16 protein-coding genes are annotated in these 23,252 nt (G+C 35.9%); 8 read left to right on the forward strand and 8 right to left on the reverse strand.

What is annotated here, in order from left to right; genetic code table 11:
* The first annotated feature begins 8 nt into the window (after nt 1–8).
* The 3 genes from AB9K26_RS12940 to AB9K26_RS12950 all read left to right on the forward strand — a co-directional run bounded on the left by AB9K26_RS12940 (nt 9) and on the right by AB9K26_RS12950 (nt 2,355).
* Nucleotides 9–1,814: a chloride channel protein gene (locus tag AB9K26_RS12940; protein ID WP_369972975.1), complete on the forward strand. Its 1,806-nt coding sequence runs from the start codon at nt 9–11 to the stop codon at nt 1,812–1,814.
* A 12-nt stretch (nt 1,815–1,826) separates the two neighbouring features.
* Nucleotides 1,827–2,072 carry a hypothetical protein gene (locus AB9K26_RS12945; protein ID WP_369972976.1) on the forward strand — a complete coding sequence of 82 codons (246 nt, stop codon included), beginning with the start codon at nt 1,827–1,829 and terminating at the stop codon, nt 2,070–2,072.
* Between the two features lie 91 nt (nt 2,073–2,163).
* Nucleotides 2,164–2,355 (forward strand): cold-shock protein, encoded by a 192-nt coding sequence (locus AB9K26_RS12950; protein WP_369972977.1) that lies wholly within the window; start codon nt 2,164–2,166, stop codon nt 2,353–2,355.
* Between the two features lie 169 nt (nt 2,356–2,524).
* Here AB9K26_RS12950 and AB9K26_RS12955 read toward each other — a convergent pair whose 3' ends face one another.
* Entirely contained in the window at nt 2,525–2,974 is a 450-nt protein-coding gene (locus tag AB9K26_RS12955; RefSeq protein WP_369972978.1) for a nucleoside deaminase, read from the reverse strand.
* Nucleotides 2,975–3,015: 41 nt separating this feature from the next.
* On the opposite strand from AB9K26_RS12955, the gene dxs reads away from it, so the two are divergent.
* Nucleotides 3,016–4,788 carry a 1-deoxy-D-xylulose-5-phosphate synthase gene (gene dxs / locus AB9K26_RS12960; protein WP_369972979.1) on the forward strand — a complete coding sequence of 591 codons (1,773 nt, stop codon included), beginning with the start codon at nt 3,016–3,018 and terminating at the stop codon, nt 4,786–4,788.
* Here dxs and AB9K26_RS12965 read toward each other — a convergent pair.
* The 3 genes from AB9K26_RS12965 to AB9K26_RS12975 all read right to left on the reverse strand — a co-directional run bounded on the left by AB9K26_RS12965 (nt 4,771) and on the right by AB9K26_RS12975 (nt 9,219).
* Nucleotides 4,771–4,947 (reverse strand): hypothetical protein, encoded by a 177-nt coding sequence (locus tag AB9K26_RS12965; protein WP_369972980.1) that lies wholly within the window; start codon nt 4,945–4,947, stop codon nt 4,771–4,773. The two genes, dxs and AB9K26_RS12965, sit on opposite strands and share 18 nt — an antisense overlap.
* A gap of 134 nt (nt 4,948–5,081) precedes the next feature.
* Nucleotides 5,082–7,859, reverse strand: a complete 2,778-nt coding sequence (locus tag AB9K26_RS12970) for a T9SS type A sorting domain-containing protein (RefSeq protein ID WP_369972981.1) — start codon at nt 7,857–7,859, stop codon at nt 5,082–5,084.
* A 16-nt stretch (nt 7,860–7,875) separates the two neighbouring features.
* Nucleotides 7,876–9,219: a deoxyguanosinetriphosphate triphosphohydrolase gene (locus AB9K26_RS12975; protein WP_369972982.1), complete on the reverse strand. Its 1,344-nt coding sequence runs from the start codon at nt 9,217–9,219 to the stop codon at nt 7,876–7,878.
* A 180-nt stretch (nt 9,220–9,399) separates the two neighbouring features.
* On the opposite strand from AB9K26_RS12975, the gene AB9K26_RS12980 reads away from it, so the two are divergent.
* Both AB9K26_RS12980 and AB9K26_RS12985 read left to right on the forward strand, forming a co-directional pair.
* Nucleotides 9,400–12,219, forward strand: a complete 2,820-nt coding sequence (locus AB9K26_RS12980; protein WP_369972983.1) for a TonB-dependent receptor domain-containing protein — start codon at nt 9,400–9,402, stop codon at nt 12,217–12,219.
* 49 nt (nt 12,220–12,268) lie between these two features.
* Entirely contained in the window at nt 12,269–13,465 is a 1,197-nt protein-coding gene (locus tag AB9K26_RS12985) for a multidrug transporter (protein ID WP_369972984.1), read from the forward strand.
* A gap of 70 nt (nt 13,466–13,535) precedes the next feature.
* On the opposite strand, the gene AB9K26_RS12990 is transcribed toward AB9K26_RS12985, so the two are convergent.
* On the reverse strand, nt 13,536–13,901 hold the full coding sequence (locus AB9K26_RS12990) for a toxin-antitoxin system YwqK family antitoxin (RefSeq protein ID WP_369972985.1): 366 nt from the start codon (nt 13,899–13,901) through the stop codon (nt 13,536–13,538).
* A gap of 382 nt (nt 13,902–14,283) precedes the next feature.
* Here AB9K26_RS12990 and AB9K26_RS12995 point away from each other — a divergent pair, with 382 nt between their 5' ends.
* Together AB9K26_RS12995 and AB9K26_RS13000 are read left to right on the forward strand one after the other, a co-directional pair.
* Entirely contained in the window at nt 14,284–15,492 is a 1,209-nt protein-coding gene (locus AB9K26_RS12995) for a porin (RefSeq protein ID WP_369972986.1), read from the forward strand.
* 100 nt (nt 15,493–15,592) lie between these two features.
* Nucleotides 15,593–17,914, forward strand: a complete 2,322-nt coding sequence (locus AB9K26_RS13000; RefSeq protein ID WP_369972987.1) for an anion permease — start codon at nt 15,593–15,595, stop codon at nt 17,912–17,914.
* Between the two features lie 11 nt (nt 17,915–17,925).
* Here the strand turns inward: AB9K26_RS13000 and chrA are convergent, their stop codons facing one another.
* The 3 genes from chrA to AB9K26_RS13015 form a co-directional block, all read right to left on the reverse strand.
* Nucleotides 17,926–19,053 (reverse strand): chromate efflux transporter, encoded by a 1,128-nt coding sequence (gene chrA / locus AB9K26_RS13005; RefSeq protein ID WP_369972988.1) that lies wholly within the window; start codon nt 19,051–19,053, stop codon nt 17,926–17,928.
* A gap of 82 nt (nt 19,054–19,135) precedes the next feature.
* A complete protein-coding gene (locus AB9K26_RS13010) occupies nt 19,136–21,613 on the reverse strand; it encodes a ribonucleoside-diphosphate reductase subunit alpha (RefSeq protein WP_369972989.1) in 2,478 nt (825 codons plus the stop codon).
* Nucleotides 21,614–21,795: 182 nt separating this feature from the next.
* Nucleotides 21,796–22,776 (reverse strand): ribonucleotide-diphosphate reductase subunit beta, encoded by a 981-nt coding sequence (locus AB9K26_RS13015; RefSeq protein WP_369972990.1) that lies wholly within the window; start codon nt 22,774–22,776, stop codon nt 21,796–21,798.
* Between the last annotated feature and the right edge of the window lie 476 nt (nt 22,777–23,252).

Genomic DNA, 23,252 nt, shown 5'->3' on the forward strand with positions numbered 1-23,252 from the left:
CCTGCATCATGCAGGATTTTTTAGTAGATTTAATCATGCCAACACAAAAACTGATAAAGCGATTATTGCTTCTGAGATACAAGTATATGTCTCAGAAAAACTTTACGTTTTTATTGGCAATGCTTATAGGTTTGTTATCTGGATTGGTATCTGTGACCATCAAAAACATAACGTATGGTATCGAATGGGTTTTAGACCACTTGGCTATTGTTTCACGAAATAGTATTTACTTCATTTTGCCTGTCATCGGTTTATGGTTGGTGTATCTGTTTGTAAAATATGTTTCCAAGCACAAAGTCGAACATGCCATTCCAAGTATATTGTTCTCGCTTTCCAAGAAGAATGGACTCTTAAAACCCAGTAAAATCTACTTACCCTTAATAACTGCTCCAATCACTGCTGGTTTTGGTGGTTCGGTCGGATTGCTTGGTCCTGCTATTGCTTCGGCATCTGCGGTAAGCTCTAATATAAGTCGGCTATTCCATGTCGATAGAAAGACCAGAACATTATTAATTGGATGTGCTGCTGCAGGTGCGATTGCCTCTATTTTCCAATCGCCTATTGCTGCTATTATTTTTGCAATTGAGGTGTTTAGCTTAGATCTTACATTTGCTTCGCTTTTACCATTGTTGATTGCATCAGTGTCTTCGGTATTGACCTCCTATTTTTTTGTAGGGAATAGCGTGTTGTTCAATTTTAACGTGTCTTCGCCATTTGCACTAAGAGATACTTTATTCTTTGTTATTTTGGGGATAGGAACAGGAATTGCATCGATATATTTTTCCAAAATCTATTTTGCAGTTTATAAGTTTTTCGAACGCTTCAAAACCAATGGTCAACGTTTAATTGTTGGGGGATTGGCTATTGGTGTTATGTTGTATTTTATTCCGCCACTCTATGGTGAAGGTTTTGGTTTTATAAATGATTTATTAGAAGGCAATCACTTACACGCCTTGGGCAAAACACCTTTTGATGACTATTTGGATAATATTTGGGTCGTTATAGCATTGCTCATAGGAATTACCATTTTTAAAGCCATTGCCATGACGACTACGTTTGCTGCTGGTGGTGCTGGAGGAATCATCATACCAACAATGGTTATGGGAAGTGCTCTTGGGAATGTTGTGGCAAAAATCATCAACAATATCGGATTGGGATTTCAAGTTTCAGAATCGAATTTCACTTTGATTGGAATGGCAGGATTGATTGCTGGTGTGCTACATGCGCCATTGACAGCCATATTTTTAATTGCAGAAATCACAGGTGGTTATCAATTATTTGTTCCATTGATGATTACGGTTTCCATGTCCTTTATTATTACCAAAAATGGCGTTGAGCATACTATTTATACTAAAGAGTTGGCCGAAAAAGGAGCTTTGTTAACACACGATAAAGACCAATCCGTCTTAACTTTAATGCGCTTAGATAGTGTGATTGAGCAAAACTTCAGGGTTTTACATCCCGAAATGACTCTTGGTGATATGCTGCACAAAGGTGTTGCTAAGTCGAGTCGTAATTTATTTCCAGTGGTTGATGAACAGCAACAAATGGTTGGAATCATTTTACTGGATAACATTCGCGATGTCATGTTCGACCAAGCCCTTTACCAATCTACAACGGTAGAGACTTTTATGCATAATCCGCCAGAATATATCATTTATGAACAGGATTCAATGAAAATGGTCATGAGAAAATTTCAGGATACAGGTGCTTGGAACCTTCCGGTTATTAAAGATGGTAAATACTATGGATTTGTCTCAAAGTCTAAACTATTGACGGCTTACCGACGCGAATTAATTAACTTTACTTCCTAAGCTGTTTGCCAAATGAAATTTTTAAAAGTTTTCACCTTAATAGCGTTTTTAACCTCATTGACGAGCATTGTTTTGGGCTTTTTTTTAGATGTAGATTATACTGAGAAACTTATTGGTTTTGGGGTACTCGGACTCTTTATTGTGGTCTTTCCATTGTTTAGTTATTACCGTTGGAAAGACAAGAACATTAAAGACTATATGTTAACTAAAGAGAACCTCGATAAGATGCGTGAAAACCAACGCAACAAAACCTACTGACTTTCAATTATTTAAAATATTACAATAAATTAACATGTTGCGTCATTTTTAAGTGTACATTTGTACTTTAATTAATATTATTTTTTTTACAATGACTGGAACAGTTAAATTTTTTAATGATTCAAAAGGATTTGGATTCATTACCAACGAAGAAACAGGAAAAGACATTTTCGTACACGTGTCTAACCTTAATGGTTTAGAATTACGCGAAGGCGATAATGTAGAGTACACCGAAGAAGAAGGAAGAAAAGGAATGGTTGCTGCTAATATCAGCATCATTTAAGAGATATACTTTTTATTACAGTTTCAACGTCTAACGAGAGTTAGGCGTTTTTTTATGTCTATTCTGGGTGTTACCCTTTTCGCTACGCTTCAAAGCGTCAGGCTCTCGGCAGTCGCTTTTTTCCTGATCGTAAAAAGAGCTCCAACAAAGCCTCCATCCTTAACGCAACTCAATTCAGGTTTCGCTTTTCAATAAAGAAACGCTTTAGCAATTCTGAAGCTTCATCTGCCATAACACCACTAATTACTTGGGTTTTGGGATGTAAAGTCGTACCAAGGGTCTTAAAGCCACGCTGATCATCAGGAGCGCCATAAACAATTCTGGAAATTTGGCTCCAATACAAAGCACCAGCACACATTTGGCAAGGCTCTAAAGTGACATATAAAGTACAATCGGTTAGATATTTCCCGCCTAAGAAATTAGCAGCAGCAGTAATGGCTTGCATTTCGGCATGAGCAGTAACATCATTGAGCCGTTCGGTAAGATTGTGGGCTCTGGCAATGATTCGATCCTTGATGACGATAACAGCACCAACGGGAATTTCACCTTTTTCAAAAGCAGCTTCAGCTTCTTGTAAAGCTTTTTTCATAAAATAGGTATCGTCAAAAGGACTTTCCATAGTTGTAAAAATACAATAACAACTCGTACATTTGTTAGACTTTGAAAAAATTATTGGACCATATCGATTTTCCTTCCGATTTAAGACAGTTAAATCCTGAGCAACTTCCAGAATTGGCTAAGGAGTTACGAGATTTTATTATCAATATCGTCGCCACAAAAGAAGGGCATTTAGGAGCAAGTCTTGGTGTGATTGAATTGACGATTGCGTTGCATTATGTCTTTAACACTCCTAATGATCTTTTAATTTGGGATGTTGGGCATCAAGCTTATGGTCATAAAATATTAACTGGTAGAAAAAATAAGTTTCATACCAACCGGCAGTTAGGTGGCATTAGTGGTTTCCCTAAACGATCTGAAAGTGTCTACGATACGTTTGGTGTTGGGCATTCTTCAACCTCAATATCAGCAGCATTGGGTATGGCCATTGCCTCACAATTGAAAGGAGAAGACAGATATCATATTGCCGTAATAGGTGATGCGTCCATTGCTAGCGGAATGGCTTTTGAAGGCTTAAATCATGCTGGTGTTACCGATTCCAATTTACTGGTTATTCTAAATGACAATGCCATTGGGATCGATCCTAGTGTTGGCGCTTTAAAGCAATACCTTACCAATGTAAAGAAAGGAAAGGAAAAACAAGATAATATCTTTGAAGCTCTTAATTTTGATTATTCCGGACCTGTTGATGGTCATGATTTTAATACTTTAATTTCAGAACTTGAACGCTTAAAACGAATCAAAGGACCAAAACTTTTACATGTCATAACAACGAAAGGCAAAGGTCTAAAACAAGCTGAGGAAGATCAAGTAAAGTACCATGCGCCAGGTAAGTTTGATGCCAAAACAGGTAATATTATTCCTAAAACAGAGCGTAATCAACCACCCAAATTTCAGGATGTTTTTGGTTACACCATAGTTGAGTTGGCTAAAATGAATTCTAAAATTGTTGGTATTACGCCAGCGATGCCAACCGGAAGCTCCTTAAAGTATATGATGGATGTTTTACCAGATCGCGCTTTTGATGTAGGAATAGCCGAACAACATGCCGTAACATTGGCTGCCGGAATGGCGACTCAAGGTCTTGTCCCTTTTTGTAATATTTATTCAACTTTTTTACAACGTGCTTATGACCAGGTGATTCATGATGTGGCCTTGCAAAACCTTCCGGTTATTTTTTGTTTAGACCGAGCAGGTTTAGTTGGAGAAGATGGTGCAACACATCATGGTGTGTTTGATTTGGCTTATTTAAGATGTGTTCCCAATATGATTATTTGCGCTCCTAGAAATGAAGTTGAACTTCGAAACATTATGTATACAGCTCAATTGGGATTGAACCAACCCATTGCCATCAGATATCCAAGAGGACGAGGCTTGATGATGGATTGGAAACAGCCTTTTGCCAATATCGAAATAGGTAAAGGGGAATGCCTTAAGACTGGTAGCAAGGTTGCTGTTTTAAGTGTTGGAACGATAGCTTCCACAGTTTCAGAAGCTATTTTAGAAATGCATGAAATTCAAGACCAGATAGCCCATTATGATTTGCGATTCATAAAACCATTGGACGAAACATTGCTTCATACAATTTTTAAATCCTTTTCAAGCATTATAACTATCGAAGAAGGCACTGTAAACGGTGGTTTTGGTAGTGCTATCTTGGAATTTGGAGCTTTACACCATTACAGAAACGCCATACGAATTCTTGGTATTCCAGATCAATTTATTGAGCATGGTACCAAAAGCGAACTAAGTACTTACGTTCGTTTAGATAAAGAACATATCAAGTCTGAAATACAACTAATCCTCAAGTCCTAAATCGGTAGATACGATATCGTCATTTGATGTAGTGATGTTATCAATGTCAGCTGTATTATTGTAAGTTTGGTTTTCTGGACTTGTTATATCATATATAACGAGCATGAAAGCTATTGTGATAAAAAAAATGACCACTACATTTAAAGATTCTTTTTTCATCATAGTAGGTTTTGTGATTTGGGACTACCAAAGATACAATTATACCGATAAAAAACAAATATATTCGACGAAATACATAATAAAGTAAAAGGGAACCAATTTGGTTCCCTTTTTATATCCTTTAAAAATGTAGATTATTTGATGATAATCTTTTTGGTTTCGATATGATTATCAATTGTAATGCTTACAAAGTACATTCCAGAAGTCAAGTTTAGACTTAAAGGAACATTTGAATTTGAAAAATTGATTTCAGAGTTATAAACTCTCATACCATTTATGTCATAAATATCGACAATAGCATCTCCAAGGTTGTTCTTTGATGCTATTGTAATATCACCATTTGAGATGGTTGGGAAGACTGAAATGGAATTAGCGCTTAATTGATTTTCAGTAACACTTAAAGGAATTGCTGTAAATTCACCTGTAAACATACCTCTACCATGTGTAGAAGCAAGAATGGTGTTATCAGAAGCTCTAAGATCTAAATCGAGAACAGTTACATCACTCATACCATTGTAGGTTTGTACCCAGTTAGGATTGACCTGTGTATAGTCTGGAGTTGCCCAAACACCAAGCTCAGTTCCAATAATCACTTCTCCAGGAATCAACGGATTTTGTAAGATACATTTAACAGGAACTTCAGGTAAATTTCCTTCTAAACTTCTCCAAGTTGAGCCTCCATCATCTGTAAACCAAATACTTTGAACACCATAATTATGCATGGTTACAAAGATTTCCTGTTGTGATTGTCCGTATTCAATATCAGAAATACTTCCTACAAAGCCAGGACCTGTAAGATTGACAAATGTTGGTGCAAAATTTGCAAAATTCACACCTAAAAGTCTTCCATTTCTCAAACCAACCAATAAATAAGAAGAACCGCTAATGTATGGTGATATTTTCATTGCAGTTGGTGTAGAATTTAAAAGTCCGTTCGTGAGGAATGTATTATCTGTTGCAGCTCCACCAGGTAGAAACTCTGAGGTGCGCTCAATTCTGAAAGTACCACCTGAAGACGCATCAGAATATAGAATGTTCAGGTTTTTATCCAATTCGGCTGTGTTGATAAAAGAGCCTCCTGTTTGAGTTGTGATTAGGGACGCTCCACCAAATGAAGGGAAATTTCTATAAACATGAGTGTTTCCTGTATACGATTGGATTACATAACTTCCTAAGTCATCGATTTCAGTATATCCACCATCACCACCAGAAAAATCACTAAAAGGATTCAGTCCGGCTACTGCATTGTTAATGAATTGGGTTCCGTTGTCTTGCGTACCTCCAGCCATATCATCACCACCAGCTTCACCTGCTGGGTTGATAGATCCAAAATAAAATTGAGTGGTTACATAATCTTTATTACGCGATTGGATGGCATTCGTGTTACCAACAGCTGCAGCAACATTGCTACTGTAATACACACCACCATCGGTTCCAAAGACAACCTCTGAACCATTTGTACCAGGTCTAAAAACGATAGCGTGATGATCAGCATGTACTAAAGGAACATTCAGTCCGCTAAGACCAGGATTGTTAGACCATTTAGAAATTTGAGTCCATGAAATTCCATTATTAGCAGACGTAAATAAATCTATTCCACCAACATAGAGATTATTGTTTTCATCAGCTTCAATTGGCAAGTTGTAAAACGCTTGACCTCTAGTGTAATCGGTTGCAGAGATACCGTTATCGGCATCATTAGGCTCATTGGTTACGTTAATTGTTCCAAAGGCATCAGTTGTTGTGTACAGATTTCCTTGACCACCTACATTTGCGGCAATCCAAAATCTATTGGCATCTGTACTTGAAGGTTCAATTTCAGTTCTTGAAGCACCAGTAATCGTGTTTTCAAGTGTAAAGGTGATACCGTCTGTTGACTTATAAATATCTCCTCCAGGATTTCCAAGAGGTGTACTAGTAGTTGAAAACCAAATATTGTTATTGATGTCTAGTTCAATGTCGTTAGGATTTTTAAAGGTGCCATTTCCAAAGGTAATATTGAATCTGCTCCAATTGACTCCTCCATCAGTAGACTTATAAAGTCCCATAGTGTCAAGACCATTGAAATTATTTGGAGATCCAGCACTTGCATAGAATGTACTGGAAATTGCAGCATAGACTTCAGAAGTACCATTGTTGTCTCTCACTAAAATATCGTTCACGTAGAAAACTCCATTAACACTTTGTCCACCAGTAGTGATACTGGTAACGCCATTTCCAAACACCAAGCTCCAACTAGCGCCTCCATCTTCAGACTTCCATACACCACGTCCAACAGCATTACCACTAACATAAGATTCACCAGATGCAATGTAAAATGTATCCAAATCGTTCGGATCATAAGCAATGGCAGTTACAGAGATGTTTTCTTGAACCCCTGAAACCAATGTCCATGATGAATTCGCATCAGTAATGTCCTCATTTACCCAAAGTCCACCAGAAACACCTCCAGCAAAAACTCTTGTGTAGTCATCAGCTGGATTTGCGTTGCCTACATCGTTAGGGTCGAACATGATACCTCTTGTTCTTCCACCTTGATTGTTCGGACCTCTATTAACCCATGGGTTTGATGGTTCACCACCAGATCCACGAAATGCCATTCGTTGTCCTCTAAGTTCTTTTTGTAATTCCAACAAATTTTCTGGCATCGGACGCCCTGTAGAGGGATCCATTGTTAGTTCCCACATTTGCTCGTAGTAAGCATTTGGTGGTAAGCCTAATGCCTTTCGTTCTTTTTTGGATAATTTTTGGGTCTCCTTGAAAGGACTGTTAGCTAGAAACTCCTCGTGTTGTTTTCGTAATTTTGCTATAGTGTCGCTTTCTTCTTTGTTAACATCCTGCTTTAGGAACAGTCCTATGGAAGTAGAAGCAACCACAATAATGGAAGCAAAAATCAGTAACTTTTTTTTCATCTTTTTCATTCTTTTTTTATAAATGGTTTCCTTTTAATTTATTAAATGTTAAAATGGCATTGCTGTCAGACATCTTAGAGATGTATACGCAAACAGCCATTAAGTTTTGATATAATGTATCTTGCTTTATGTCTACATTCTTAGGCAGAACTTTCAATATTAAACGGTCTAAGTTTGATTTATTATCTGAAAAGTTATTGTAAACAGCCATTGTAAAGATATTTAAAAGTTCATTAATAACCTTAAAACCTGCAATTTCCTTGTCGATTACATCTCGTGATTGATAGATGTTTTCTATACTTAATTTTATGATATCCTTAATTTGCGCTTCGTATTTGCTTTGGTCTAACAAGGCTTTTGAATAAGAGCCGTCCAAAATAGAGGTTTCATTTTTCATGAAGGTATCAACAGCCTCGTTAATTAAGGTGTTAATTGCCAATGCTCTCAAATAGCTCACACGATCTTGAGTGTTTGATAATGCGTGATATTTTTCGGTGTTGATAGAATCTCTAACAAGATTGATTAAGTATTCAAGTGCATATTCCTCTTGAATTAGACCAAGGTTGATGCCGTCTTCAAAGTCAATAATTGTATAACAAATATCATCTGCTGCTTCAACTAAATATGTCAAAGGATGCCTTGAAAAACGAACCTCGTGTTTATCACCTCTTTCAACAAGCCCAAGTTCTTGAGCGACATCTAAAAAAGCCTCTTTTTCAGATTGAAAAAAGCCATATTTTTTATCTGCAATATGCTTGGTTGGTTTTTTAGGAAGTGATTCTTTAGGATATTTCATAAAGGCACCTAAAGTAGCATAACTGAGTCTTAAACCTCCTTCACGACCTTTACGGGTTTCAGTTAGTATTTTAAAGCCATTGGCATTTCCTTCAAAATCACAAAAATCTTGATATTCCTTTTCGGTCAATAGCTCTTTGAAGCGTAAGCCATTTCCGGTTTTAAAAAACTCACCAATAGCTTTTTCACCACTATGACCAAAAGGCGGATTACCGATGTCATGCGCCAAAGCAGCAGCGGCAACGATGGTTCCAAAATCATTGGTTTGGTAACCAAGGGTGTCTTTCAGATGAGGGTGTTTTTCAAGCAGTTTTTGACCAACTTTTCGTCCAAGAGAACGGCCAACGACACTCACTTCCAAACTATGCGTTAAACGCGTGTGAACAAAATCGGTTTCAGATAAAGGAATGACTTGGGTTTTATCTTGAAGACTTCTAAACTCTGAGGAAAAGATAATACGGTCGTAGTCTACTTCAAAGCCCAAACGTGTCTCATCTTGTTCTTTTCGCAGTCTTTTATGCGTGTCACCATAACGTTTTAGAGATAAAAGTTGTTCCCAGTTCATTGTAAATTTTTAAGCCTGTGCAAGATAAGACATCAATATTAAATTATTGTTTACTAACATTAAAAAATATCGGTATTACATAACATTGAGGTAACTTTTTTATGACTTAGGTTTAACTTCTAATTAACCTTGACTTTACAAGATGACTGTTTCTTTGCACCAATAAATTAAAAACGACTAATGAGAACATTCGCATTATTAATTATACTGTGTTTTACAACCTTGGTTTCAGCTCAGGATACAGGATCTATTGCTGGAAAGCTTATCGACAAGGAATATAATGATGAGCCATTGGCTTTTGGAAACGTCTTAATTAAAGGAACTACAAAGGGAACTACTTCTGACATTGATGGATTATATGAGATTGCTGGTTTAGAGCCAGGAACCTATACAGTGGTTTTCAGTTTTGTAGGTTACGAAACCCAAGAGATTACTGTTGATGTTGTTGCAGGGAAAGTAACTACTGTTAATGTTCCTATGGGAGCAAGTGCAGCATCTCTTGATGAGGTTGTTATCACTACAACAACAAGAAAGGAAAGTGAAGCGGCTTTATTGTTGGATCAGAAAAAGGCTGTAGAAATCAAACAAAGTATTGGTGCTGAAGAGTTATCTAGAAAAGGGATTGGTGATGCTGGAGAAGCTGTGTCTAAGATCTCAGGGATTTCTAAACAAAAGGGCTCAAGCGATGTTTATGTTCGTGGTTTAGGTGACAGATACCAAAACACCACAATGAATAACTTATCATTGCCTTCAACAGATGTAAACAAGAAAAATATCGATTTAGATTTGTTTTCTTCAGACATTATTGAAAACATTTCAGTGAGTAAAGCTTATACGTCAACCTTTTATGGAGATTTTGCTGCTGGTAATGTCGATATCAATTCAAAAGAATATACAGGTAAGGGGTTTTTCAATATCAGTTTAGGAACTGGTGTGAACACCAATGCGATGGGTGAGGATTTTGTTAGAAGTGAAGGGCCAAGTTATTTTGGTTTCTATAACCGCTATGATAACAATCCTTTTGCGGTTGTTTTATCACATGGTGTTGATCCTCAAAATGCAGAAGGGCAAACTAATTTTAATGGTGCTGTTGAAGGTGGCTATTCTTTCGATTTTGATGAGGATACAAGACTTAGCTTTTTTGCAACTGCTAGTTTCAGTAACGGATATCAATATAGAGAAGGTGTTGCTAGAGATTTTACCAATGTATTGAAAGTTGATTTTCCAAACATTGAAGAATACGAATATTCAACTACAACGACAGCCTTGCTAAATGGAACGTTCAAAATTGATAATTATAACAAAATTAATTTCAGCTCTCTTTTCATAAATAGTTCTGGTGATGAGGTAGGTTATTATGGTGTCAAAGGTCAAGGATTTAATAGAGATGGTATTGCCAGTGTAGATCCAAATGACATCGGATTTTATACTATGAATGTTCAGTTCAATCAAGATCGTGTTCACGTAAATCAAATCTTGGGTAACCATAAATCTTTCGATGAAAAGTTTGAATTAGATTGGGGTTATGGTTATAACAAAGTCTTTTCTGATGAGCCAGATAGAAAGCGTATCAGCTTAGAAAACTATCAATTTGCATTAGATAATGACCCTAATACAAATCCGGTGTTTTACACAAACATTCCTTTTGATAACCAACGTTTTTTTCAAAGTATTGAAGATGATGAATACAACGGATTTTTAAACTTGAAATATAATGTTTCAGAAAATTTGAAATTCAACTTTGGTTATAACGGTAGAACCAAGGAAAGAAGTTTTTCAAGTATTAGATATGGTTACGAAATTACCGATAGAGACGCCACACCAATCGTTGATGTTAATAATTTCAACTCTATTTTCAACGTCAACAATATTAACATACCTGCTGGTTCTGGTCTATACGATTTAGTAGTCTTGAATCCAATCAATAACCAAATCGGAAATACCAATCGACCTGGCTTGCCTGAAAACACTTATAACGGACAATTAAATATTCACGCAGGATATATCAATGCTGAAATAACTGTTGGTGATAAATGGTTGTTTGTCCCTGGCGTAAGATTGGAATCTTTTCAACAAGATATTGCCTATGATGTAATCAATATCAGACAAGATGACCCAGGATATAGAGATGTATATGAGAATTTATTCTTGCCTAGTTTGAACATTAAATATGCGCTTAACGAGGATTCTAACCTTAGGTTTGCCTTTAGTAAGACAGCTTCTCTTCCAGAGTTTAAAGAGGTCGCTCCTTTTGTATACGAAGATGTAACTGTTCGTTATGGTGGTAACCCAGATCTTCTTGGAGGTGCTGATGGAAATGGCCCAACGTATTCTGAGATCTACAATTTTGATTTAAAATACGAATGGTTTATCGATCAAGGCGAAATACTTTCTCTTGGTGCTTTTGCTAAGCGTATCAATGATCCGGTTAACAGAGTTGTGGCAGCAGATGCAACGGGAACTCAACGTTATTTCAGAACAGGTGAGGCAGCAGATGTTTTTGGACTTGAGTTGGAGGTACGTAAGAATTTAACTGTCAACGAAGATAATGACCCTGTTTTAGCAGTTGGTTTTAATGGTTCTTATACTTTTACTGAACAAGATTTAAAAGATGTTTCAGGAACTTTTGGAACAGCTTTCGCAGAAGAGACTGAAGAATTGGAAGGCGCTTCAAAATGGGTATTTAACTCTGATATTTCCTATAGTCCAACTATTAAGAATTACAAACCAACCTTAACATTGGTAGGATCGTATTTTTCTGATAGAATCTATTCCATAGGTTCTGGAAGCTTAGGAAATATTGTTGAAAAAGCAGTACCAACTTTAGATTTTGTGTTCAAAAGCCCTTTAACTGAAAACCTTGACCTTAACATCGCTGCTAGAAACCTGCTTAATCCTGATATCTCCTTAGTAAGAGAAGGAACAGGTAGTGGAGATGTGACCATAAGCGAATATAAAATAGGTGTCAATTTAGGCATGTCACTTAAATATAAATTTTAATAACATTCATAATAAACAATTAGGACTTAATACTTAAATTTTAGAAACAATGAAAACCAATTTATTTTACTTACTTGCTTTTGCTTTGATCTTTATGGGTTGCGAAAGTGATGATACATCAGACATTATTATCAATGATAATAGTGTGACAAACAACAACAATGGTGGTAGCAATAATACAGGAGCTATTACATTGTCTGGTGTTTATACAACTGACCTTAACCTTGTTGCCAGCGAAGAATATGTGATTACTGGTCCAGTTTTAATGTCTGCAGGAACCACTTTAAATGTTCCAGCTGGAATGACTATTAAGGCAGAACCTGTTGGTGTTAACGCGTACATCGCTATTTTACCAGGTGCAAAAATTGAAGCGGCTGGTAACGCTTCAAACCCAATTGTATTTACTTCAAATGCAGGAACACCTTCATCTGGAGATTGGGGTGGAATCGTAATTTGTGGAAGAGCACCAATTAACTCTACTGCAGATGGTTCTACAGATACAGCTACTACTGAAGTTGGTGGATTGTCATATGGTGGAAATGTACCAGGTGATGATTCAGGTACTTTAAGATATGTAAGAGTTGAGTATGCAGGTGGTGCTATTGATGGTAATGCTGAGCTTAACGGAGTATCTTTATACGCTGTTGGTAACCAAACTGAAATAGATTATGTTCAAGTTTACAGAGGTTCTGATGACGGATTCGAATTTTTTGGAGGTACAGTTAATGCAAGCCATTTAGTAGTTACAGATGCTGAAGATGATTCAATCGATTGGACTGAAGGATTTACAGGGAACTTAACAGATGTGTATGTGGTTCAAAACTCTGGTTTTGATCACGATAGTGCTTTTGAGTGTGATGGGTTCAACACAGATTTCTCAAACGAAGGAGGTTACTTTTCAATGCCAATCGTAACTAACGTAACTGTAATTGGTGATGGTGATTCTGGTCGTGCTTTCCGAATGAGAGCTGGAACAAGAGGTTTGTTTACAAATGTTACTGTTGACAACTTTGGAAGAGGCGTCGTTGTTGAAGACGATGAGCCAGGTCAAGCAACTAGTGCTGGAGTGGTAAGTGGAGATTTATCTTTTACTGACATTTCATTCACAGCGTCTGTAGGAACACCGTATACTGGTAACGATTTAGAAAACGCAGTTACTGAAGCTGATGTTATTCTTGGAAGTGCAGCGAATGCTACAGGAACAAACTTTGCATCTTGGGGATCTGGTTGGACTAACAATAACTAATCATTTACCTAACATATTAAATAAAAAAAGCATCCTATTTAGGATGCTTTTTTTTTGTTCTAGTGATTTTTTAATTATCAAATGCTAAAGATGTATTGTCATCTTTTTTCCATTCAATAACGCTTACTATCGCATTATTTGTATAATCTACTTCTTTTAGGATTTTATCTTTCCAATAAAACCATTTGCCGACTTTTTGCCCATTATCATAATTCGCAGAGATGCTTCTGTTTCCATCAGTGTCATAACTTAACCATTCACCATGTAGCTTACCATCTAGAGTGTAGGAGCCTGTTTGGCTTACAACTCCATTGTCATGGTAGTAAGTAACATCAATTAAATTGGTATCCTTGTTAAGTATTAACTCTCTCTCTTGCTGTGCAAAAGAAACCGATGTTATTAACAAAGCGAATAAAAATAAGATTCTCTTGTTCATAATCTTTGGGTTTAAAAGTTAAATATATATGTAAATATAAGCATCTATTAATATTTAAGCAACATTTAGTTAACATTAAATTTACATTAAACCCATAAATGTCTAAAAAACAATAACTTACATTAAAATCATAACACGACCTAAGCTTAATGATTAATTAATATTATAATTACATTTGAATGATGGTACTCAATTACTTTTACTGGGTCTTATAAGACATATTAGTTTCGTATAATCTATTAGTTTTTGTCGACTAATTATCATGAATTCTAATGACTGCCTTTGGCCAAGGCAGTTTTTTTGTTTCGAAAACTTAACAATTAGGAAACATTCATGGATGAAATAAGTCATTTATTTGCAGCGACAAAAACTAATACTTACAATGAAACTTAGACTTACCTTGATAGTCATTTTGACTATTGCATGTTCAAGCACAATTTCTTCTCAAGAGATAAGTGACACTTCTTTCGGAAAGGGCATTATTAATTTTGTGGCAAAAGATAGTAGTTTTAGTGTGAAATTTGCACCGCGTTTCCAAGTTCGTTCAGTATCTTCATGGGATTATGATGGTGATAAATATAGCAGCCCTGAACATAGTTTTACAGTGAGACGAGCACGCTTAAAATTTGACGGTTTTGCCTATAGCACAAAGCTTAAATACAAAATTGAATTAGGGTTATCAAATAGGGATATTTCAGGAGCAAACCAATTTAATAGAAACACACCTCGTTATATATTAGATGCTGTAATCATGTGGAATTTTGCTGGCAACTGGGAACTTTGGGCAGGCCAAACTAAATTACCAGGTAATGTTGAACGTGTGGTGTCTTCAGCGAATATGCAATTAATTGATCGCTCACTGCTCAACAGCCGATTCAATATAGACCGCGATCTTGGAGTTCAGTTAAGACATAAAACCTCATTAGGGAGCCGCTTTTTTATGAGAGAAAAGCTCTCTGTATCTCAAGGAGAAGGACGAAATGTGACTGAAGGAAATGAAGGTGGACTTCAATATACTGGTCGTATTGAGTTTTTGCCATTTGGAGCCTTCAAATCCAAAGGTGATTATAGTCAATCAGATTTAAAACGTGAAGAAAAGCCAAAGCTTATGTTAGGATTCACCTATAATTACAATCAAGGTGCAGTAAGGGAAAGAGGTTTTGCAGGAGATTATATGTTTAGGGATGATGGCTCTTTATACCAAACAGATCAAACAACAGTTTTTGCTGATGTGATGTTTAAATACAATGGTTTTTCATTTATGAGTGAATACGCGAAACGAACTGCAGATGATCCAATTGCTACAGAAGTGGATGGTATTACCCCTACAGGAGATATTGTTTTAACTGGGAGTGCAATTAATTTACAAGCAGGTTATTTGTTCAAAAGTAATTATGAAATAGCCTTGCGTTACACAATGGTTGAATTTGAGGATGTTACCCAAGCCTTGCCTATAGACCAATATACACTGGGCTTTAATAAGTTTATAGTTGGTCATAAATTGAAGGTGCAATCTGATATAAATTATACTACAGTAAATGGGAAAAAGGACAATATTACCTTTAGGTTTGGATTTGATATTCACTTCTAAACAAAAAAATAACATTTTGGTAATCTAATACTCAATTAGACTAAAGATATTTGCAAACTTATTTTGATTAAATTTAAAGACTTGTTTTTAATAAAAAATTATGGATAATATTTACTTGTTGATGTTAATTGCTATTACAGTATTAGCTATTGCTGATATTGTTGTTGGCGTAAGTAATGATGCGATAAACTTTTTGAATTCAGCAATCGGATCTAAAGCAATTTCATTAAGAACAATAATGATTGTTGCTAGTTTAGGAATTTTTATTGGTGCTGTTTTTTCAAGTGGTATGATGGAGGTAGCAAGGAAAGGTATTTTTGTGCCCGCTCAATTTGAATTTGGTGAGATCATGCTCATTTTCATGGCGGTTATGATAACAGACATTTTGCTTCTAGACTTTTTTAATACCATTGGTTTGCCAACATCGACGACAGTGTCTATAGTGTTTAACTTATTAGGCGCCGCTGTGGTTATGTCAATCATAAAGATAAGTGATTCGGATTCTGAAACACTTGCAGATTTAGCAACGTATATCAATACTGAAAAAGCAATTGAGATTATATCAGGTATTCTTTTATCTGTCCTTATAGCCTTTACGGTTGGAGCTATAGTTCAATGGGTTTCTAGACTTATTTTTACATTTAATTATGAGAAAAAAATAAAGAACTTTGGAATTGTTTTTGGCGGCGTCGCGTTAACTGCTATCACATATTTTATTTTTTTAAAAGGACTCAAAGGAACTCCTTATTACAGTGAATTAAAAAGCTTACTAGAGGGTAATGAGATATATATAATCCTTGGGAGTTTTATTTTTTGGACCATATTTTCGTTCGTTTTTGAAAAGATAACTAAGAAAACCGTTTTACTCGTCGTTATTGCTATTGGTACTTTTGGATTGGCTTTAGCCTTTTCGGGAAATGATTTGGTGAATTTTATTGGTGTGCCAATGGCGGCTTATCATTCCTATGAAGCTTGGATAGCTGGAGGGATGGATGTAACTATGCCTATGTCTGTTTTAGACAAGAAAGTTCCTGCTGAACCAATGCTTTTATTCATTTCAGGAGCGATTATGGTATTAACACTTTGGTTTTCCAAAAAAGCCAAAACAGTTGCAGAAACAGAAATAAGTTTATCGCGTCAAGGGGAAACCCATGAGAAATTTGAACCAAATCGCCTTTCAAGAGCAATTGTTAAAGGGACAACACAGCTTTCAGGTTATTTTGGAGTTATCTTGCCTAACCCAATACAACAAAAAATCAATAAAAGTTTTGAAAAACCAAACTATATATTAACAAAAGACCAAAGCATCGAGGCTCCTGCCTTTGATATGATCAGAGCTTCTGTCAATTTAATGGTTGCAGGTGTTCTTATTGCTATTGCGACTTCAATGAAATTACCATTATCAACAACCTATGTCACATTTATGGTAGCCATGGGAACCTCTTTGGCAGATCGCGCTTGGGGACGAGAAAGTGCAGTATATAGAGTTGCAGGAGTTTTAAATGTTATAGCTGGATGGTTTGGAACAGCATTAGGAGCATTTGTAGCAGCAGGAATTGTTGTCTTTTTAATTAATTGGAATCCAAGTGTCATAACTCCAATCTTATTATTGTTGACAGTTGTTCTGCTTTATAGAAATTATAAATCACATAAAAGTAAATCTGTTAAGGTTGCAGATGAAGACGCACTAAAGGAAACTGGAAGCCGATCTGTACAAGGTGTCATTCAAGAAAGTGCTGGTAATATATCAAACGTCATTAAGCGTGGTAATAAAATATACACCAATGCGGTTAGTGGGCTGGCAAAACAAGATTTGGCGCTGTTGAAAAAGAATAAAAAACAGATAGATAAACTTTCTAATGAAGTGGATAGTCTTAGGGATAATATTTTTTACTTTATTAAGAACCTTGAAGAGACGAGTTTAAGAGCAAGTAGTTTTTACATTAATATATTAGGTTATTTAGAAGATATGACACAGTCTCTTGAATATATCTCTAAAGTAAGTCACAAGCACATTAACAATAATCATAAAAAGCTTAAGTTTAGTCAGATCAAAGAACTCAAAGAGATTGATGACACTTTAGAGGCTCTTTTTTCTGATACCAGGAAGGCATTTGACTCTAAGTCGTTTGAGCAGATAGGTTCTATAATTAACCGTAAAAAAGCGGTTCTTGATTTATTGACAGATAAGATTTTGAAGCAAGTAGAACGTACTCGAAAAGAAGAGTCGAGTCCGAAAAACACAACGCTTTATTTTAGTTTGCTTTTAGAGACAAAAGATCTTCTTAACGCTACTATGAGTCTACTAGAAGAATATCATAATTCATTTGATCGTTCTATAAAACCAGCTACTATACCAGCATCTGGAAACGACACTAATAATTCAAATGAATTTGAAGAGAAATCTCAAGAGGAAGAATAAAACAGACTATTTCATTTTGATATACTAACCAAAATAAATCCAATACTGGCACCAATAAGAATGATCCAGACTGGGCTTATTTTGGCTTTAAATGTCAATAAAGCAGAAACTATTGCAATTAAAATAGTTGACCAATTCAAAAGTGTTTCTTTAGCCATTATGATTAAAACGGCTAGCATTACAGCTACAGCAGCAATGTTAACTGAATCTAGAAAGTAACCCAGCATTTTAGATTTACGCATTTTTGGTACAAATGGATTTAAGATCAACACAAAAAGGAATGAAGGTAAAAATATTCCAATGGTTGCCACTATAGCACCAGTAAAACCTGACAGTTGATAACCTATAAATGTTGATGTAGATAAAACAGGGCCAGGTGTAAACTGCCCAATTGCAATGGCATCAATAAGTTCACTTCTAGACATAAGACCATTGGAAACTAATTCAGCATCTAAATATGCAAACAACACATAGCCACTTCCATAAAGTATAGCTCCTACTTTAAGGAAAATTAAAAAAATTTTAAGTGTAGACTCGTTTGAAATTAATGAATGTAACCCCAATAAGGTGACTAAAGGAGATATGTTAATTGTATCTTGCCGTTTTGATTTTAAATAGAAATATGACATACCAAAAACGCCAGCAGCAAGCAATGCTACAACTTCATTTAAACCTAATAAACAAGACAGCAGGACTATAATTCCCAAAACTGCGAGTTCTGTACTTTTTGTAGCTTTTTTTCCTAATTTCAAGATTGCTGAAGCAATAATGGCAAGAACAGCTGGTTTAATGCCATAAATAAAAGGTAAGACTTCTGGTAGTTCTCCATATTTAACATACAAGTATGCCAGGATTGATGTTATGATGGTTGCAGGTAATATAAATGCAACACCCGCTACGAAAAGCCCTTTTTTTCCAGCTCTTTCATAGCCACAATGCATTGTCATTTCCGTTGAATTGGGACCTGGAATTAAGTTGGTTGTTCCTATAAGGTCGAGGAAATAGTCTCTTGTCATCCATTTGCGTTTTTCAACGATTTCCTCTTCCATCATTGCAATATGCGCCGCAGGACCTCCAAAAGCAAAGCAACCTAGTTTAAAAAACACGTAAGCAACTTCGTTTAATTTTTTATTCTTCACAGATATCTTTAATTCAAACAAAAACCATCTTAAATTTAAGATGGTTTTTTAAATAACACTTATTAAATCAATCTTATTTGATTTAAGATCCGCACATTAAGCAATCATCACCTTCAGATGCTTTCGCTTGCGCGATTAAAGCTTTCATTTCCTCAGGAGACATTGGCTCAACTTCTGCTGCGGTTTGCTGAGCGAACTTAGCTGCTGTTTTTTCGGCTTTTTGCTGTTGCTTTTCAATGATAGCGGCATTGTCAACTTCTACCGTTTCGGCAACAGGCTCTTCTTTTTTCTTATTATTATCTAAAGTAAACTTAATGGCATCAACAGCACTCTTGGTTCTTAAGTAATACATTCCAGTCTTCAAGCCACTCTTCCAAGCGTAGAAATGCATAGAAGTTAGTTTTGCCATAGTAGCTCCTTCCATAAAAAGGTTAAGAGACTGAGACTGGTCAATAAAATAACCTCTTTGACGAGACATGTCAATGATATCTTTCATACTCAATTCCCAAACTGTTTTGTAAAGTTCCTTAATGTCTTGAGGAATGCCTTCAATATCTTGAACAGAGCCATTAGCTCTCATGATTTCTTGTTTTAGGCTTTCGTTCCAAAGTCCGAGTTCTACAAGGTCTTCCAATAAATGCTTGTTCACTACAATGAACTCACCAGACAATACACGACGCGTGTAAATGTTAGAGGTATATGGCTCAAAGCATTCGTTGTTTCCTAAAATCTGCGACGTGGACGCTGTTGGCATTGGTGCTACCAATAAGGAGTTTCGAACACCATGTTTTTTAACTTGCTTGCGTAGTTTTTCCCAATCCCAACGACCGCTTAACTCTTCATCTTTAATATTCCAAAGATTGTGTTGGAATTCACCTTTGCTTATAGGAGAACCCTTATAGGTTTTATATGGCCCTTCAGTTTTAGCTTCTTCCATAGAAGCCGTAACAGCTGCAAAGTATAGTGTTTCAAAAATGTCTTGGTTTAAAGCTTTGGCTTCATCACTGGTAAAAGGCATACGCAATTTAATAAACGTATCTGCCAAGCCTTGAACTCCTAAACCGATTGGTCTATGACGGAAGTTAGAATTTTCGGCTTCTTTAACAGGATAGTAATTTCTGTCAATAACCTTGTTGAGGTTTTTGGTTACACGTTTTGTAATTCGGAATAATTCCTTGTGATCAAACTCACCGTTTTTAATAAACATTGGCAAGGCAATTGACGCTAAGTTACAAACCGCTACTTCATCTGGAGAGGTGTATTCCAAAATTTCTGTACACAAGTTTGAAGACTTGATTGTACCAAGGTTCTTTTGGTTGGATTTGCGGTTGGCCGCATCCTTATATAACATGTATGGCGTTCCAGTTTCAATTTGGGATTCTAATATCTTTTCCCAAAGATCTCTGGCTTTGATGGTTTTACGACCTTTTCCTTCAGCTTCATACTTAGTGTACAAAGCTTCAAATTCCTCACTATGGGAATCAGCTAAGCCAGGACATTCATTAGGACACATTAAAGTCCATTCGCCATCTTCCTGAACACGTTTCATAAACAAATCGGAAATCCACATGGCATAGAACAAATCTCTAGCACGCATCTCTTCCTTACCATGATTTTTCTTCAATTCAAGAAAATCAAAAATATCAGCATGCCATGTTTCTAGGTAAATGGCAAAACTTCCTTTACGTTTTCCACCACCTTGATCTACATAACGTGCTGTGTCGTTAAAAACACGAAGCATAGGTACAATTCCGTTTGAGGTTCCGTTGGTTCCAGCAATATAGCTCCCTGTAGCTCTAATGTTGTGAATAGATAATCCGATACCTCCAGCAGATTGTGAAATCTTAGCGGTTTGCTTCAACGTATCATAAATGCCATCGATGCTATCGTCTTTCATGGTTAATAAAAAGCAAGAAGACATCTGTGGCTTTGGTGTTCCAGAATTGAATAATGTTGGTGTTGCATGTGTAAAATACTTTTTGGACATCAATTCATAAGTTTCCAAAACAGCGTCCAAATCATCTAAATGTATTCCTACGGAAACACGCATCAACATGTGTTGAGGTCGCTCAGCAATTTTTCCGTTTAACTTTAAAAGATAAGAACGTTCCAAGGTCTTGAATCCGAAATAATCATAGCCAAAATCACGGTTATAGATGATTGCAGAATCTAATTTATCTTTATTCTCCATGATGACCTTATATACTTCATCAGACAATAAAGGTGCTTTTTTTCCTGTTCTAGGGTTAACGTATGTATATAAATCTTCCATGACATCACTGAAAGATTTTTTGGTGTTTTTATGTAGGTTAGAAACAGAAATTCTTGCTGCTAATTTTGCATAATCAGGATGTGCCGTTGTCATGGTAGCTGCAATCTCAGCTGCTAAATTATCCAATTCGCTGGTAGTCACACCATCGTACAAGCCTTCAATGACACGCATGGCAACTTTAACTGGATCAACAAGTTCGTTAAGTCCGTAACACAATTTGCGAACACGCGCAGTGATTTTGTCGAACATCATTGGTTCCTTTCTTCCGTCTCTTTTTAATACATACATAGTTTTACACGTTTTTTGCTTCTGGAAACACCATTCCAGAAAGGGATTATTAGTTAGCCCAAGCATTGGTCTGGCAACCCATGCTCAGAAGTTAGTTTTAGGTTTTAAGTTACATCGTTTGCTTCCGGTTAGCAACGGAAGGCGTAGCACTTAAAACTATAAGGATTAATTAATTTTACTGTTTAAAAGTCAGCATCAAAACTGAACTTGTCTTTTTCTTCTTCTTTATTCAGGACACCTGCTTTTTGATATTCAGACACACGTTTTTCGAAGAAGTTTGTTTTCCCTTGAAGGGAAATCATATCCATAAAATCAAATGGATTACTTGAGTTATACTCTTTTTCACACCCTAATTCAGTAAGTAGCCTGTCTGTAACGAACTCTAGGTATTGTGTCATTAACTTAGCGTTCATTCCAATTAAGCTTACAGGAAGTGATTCTGTGATAAATTCTCTTTCAATATTTAGGGCATCAACAATAATTCCTCTGATACGTTCTTTTGGAACTTTGTTAATTAAGTGATTGTTGTGCAAGTGTACTGCAAAATCACAGTGTACACCTTCATCTCTAGAAATCAATTCATTGGAAAATGTAAGTCCTGGCATTAGCCCTCTCTTTTTCAACCAAAATATAGAACAGAAAGCACCAGAGAAAAAGATGCCTTCCACAGCAGCAAAAGCGATAAGACGCTCAGCAAAGCTTGGGGATTCAATCCATTTTAAAGCCCAATCTGCTTTTTTCTTGATAGCAGGGAAATTCTCAATAGCCTTAAATAACACATCTTTTTCCTTTTCATCTTTAACATAGGTGTCAATAAGTAAAGAGTAGGTTTCGCTGTGGATGTTCTCCATCATGATTTGGAACCCATAGAAGAACTTAGCTTCGCTGTATTGCACTTCATTCACGAAATTTTCTGCTAAATTCTCATTTACAATACCATCACTTGCCGCAAAAAAGGCTAAAATATGCTTAATGAAGTAACGTTCGTCATCATTTAATTTTGAAGACCAATCTGTAAGGTCTTGGTGCAAGTCAATTTCCTCAGCAGTCCAAAAAGAAGCTTCAGATTTTTTATACCATTCCCAAATATCGTGATGTTGAATTGGGAAAATTACAAATCTGTCTTTGTTTTCCTTTAAAATTGGTTCTTCTGCTTGAGACATGATGATAGGGTTTTAAACGTTAAAAATTGAATGAAAAATTTCGTGTGATTTGGGACTAACAAAGATTCAAAAATGTAGAAGATTTTTTGTTGTTTTTAACGAAAGCTTTTCAACAAGTTTTTAACAATTGATGAATTGACAAAAAAACTAAAGATTTGTTAAAAATTTTTTTAAAACACTAATAATCAATTTGTTAAAAACAAAAAAATTGAACGCTAAAAGTAGGTAAAGTCTTATTAAATGAGTTGAAATAACCAGTGTTTTCAATAGGTTTTTGATTGTCGCTTCAAATAAAAAAGAGCACTGAATTCAGTGCTCTTTTTCACCCTAATAATTAACGTAACTAACTAAAACTATTTATAGCCATATGAAAAGATTAAAAGAAAAAAAAGTCAGGTTTGACCCTGACTTTTATGATTAATAGCATTTAATCAAAATAGTGAATCCCCACGATCACTTTTTCTATGTACTAATAA

This window comes from Psychroserpens sp. XS_ASV72 (genome assembly GCF_041224425.1).
GTDB lineage: Bacteria > Bacteroidota > Bacteroidia > Flavobacteriales > Flavobacteriaceae > Psychroserpens.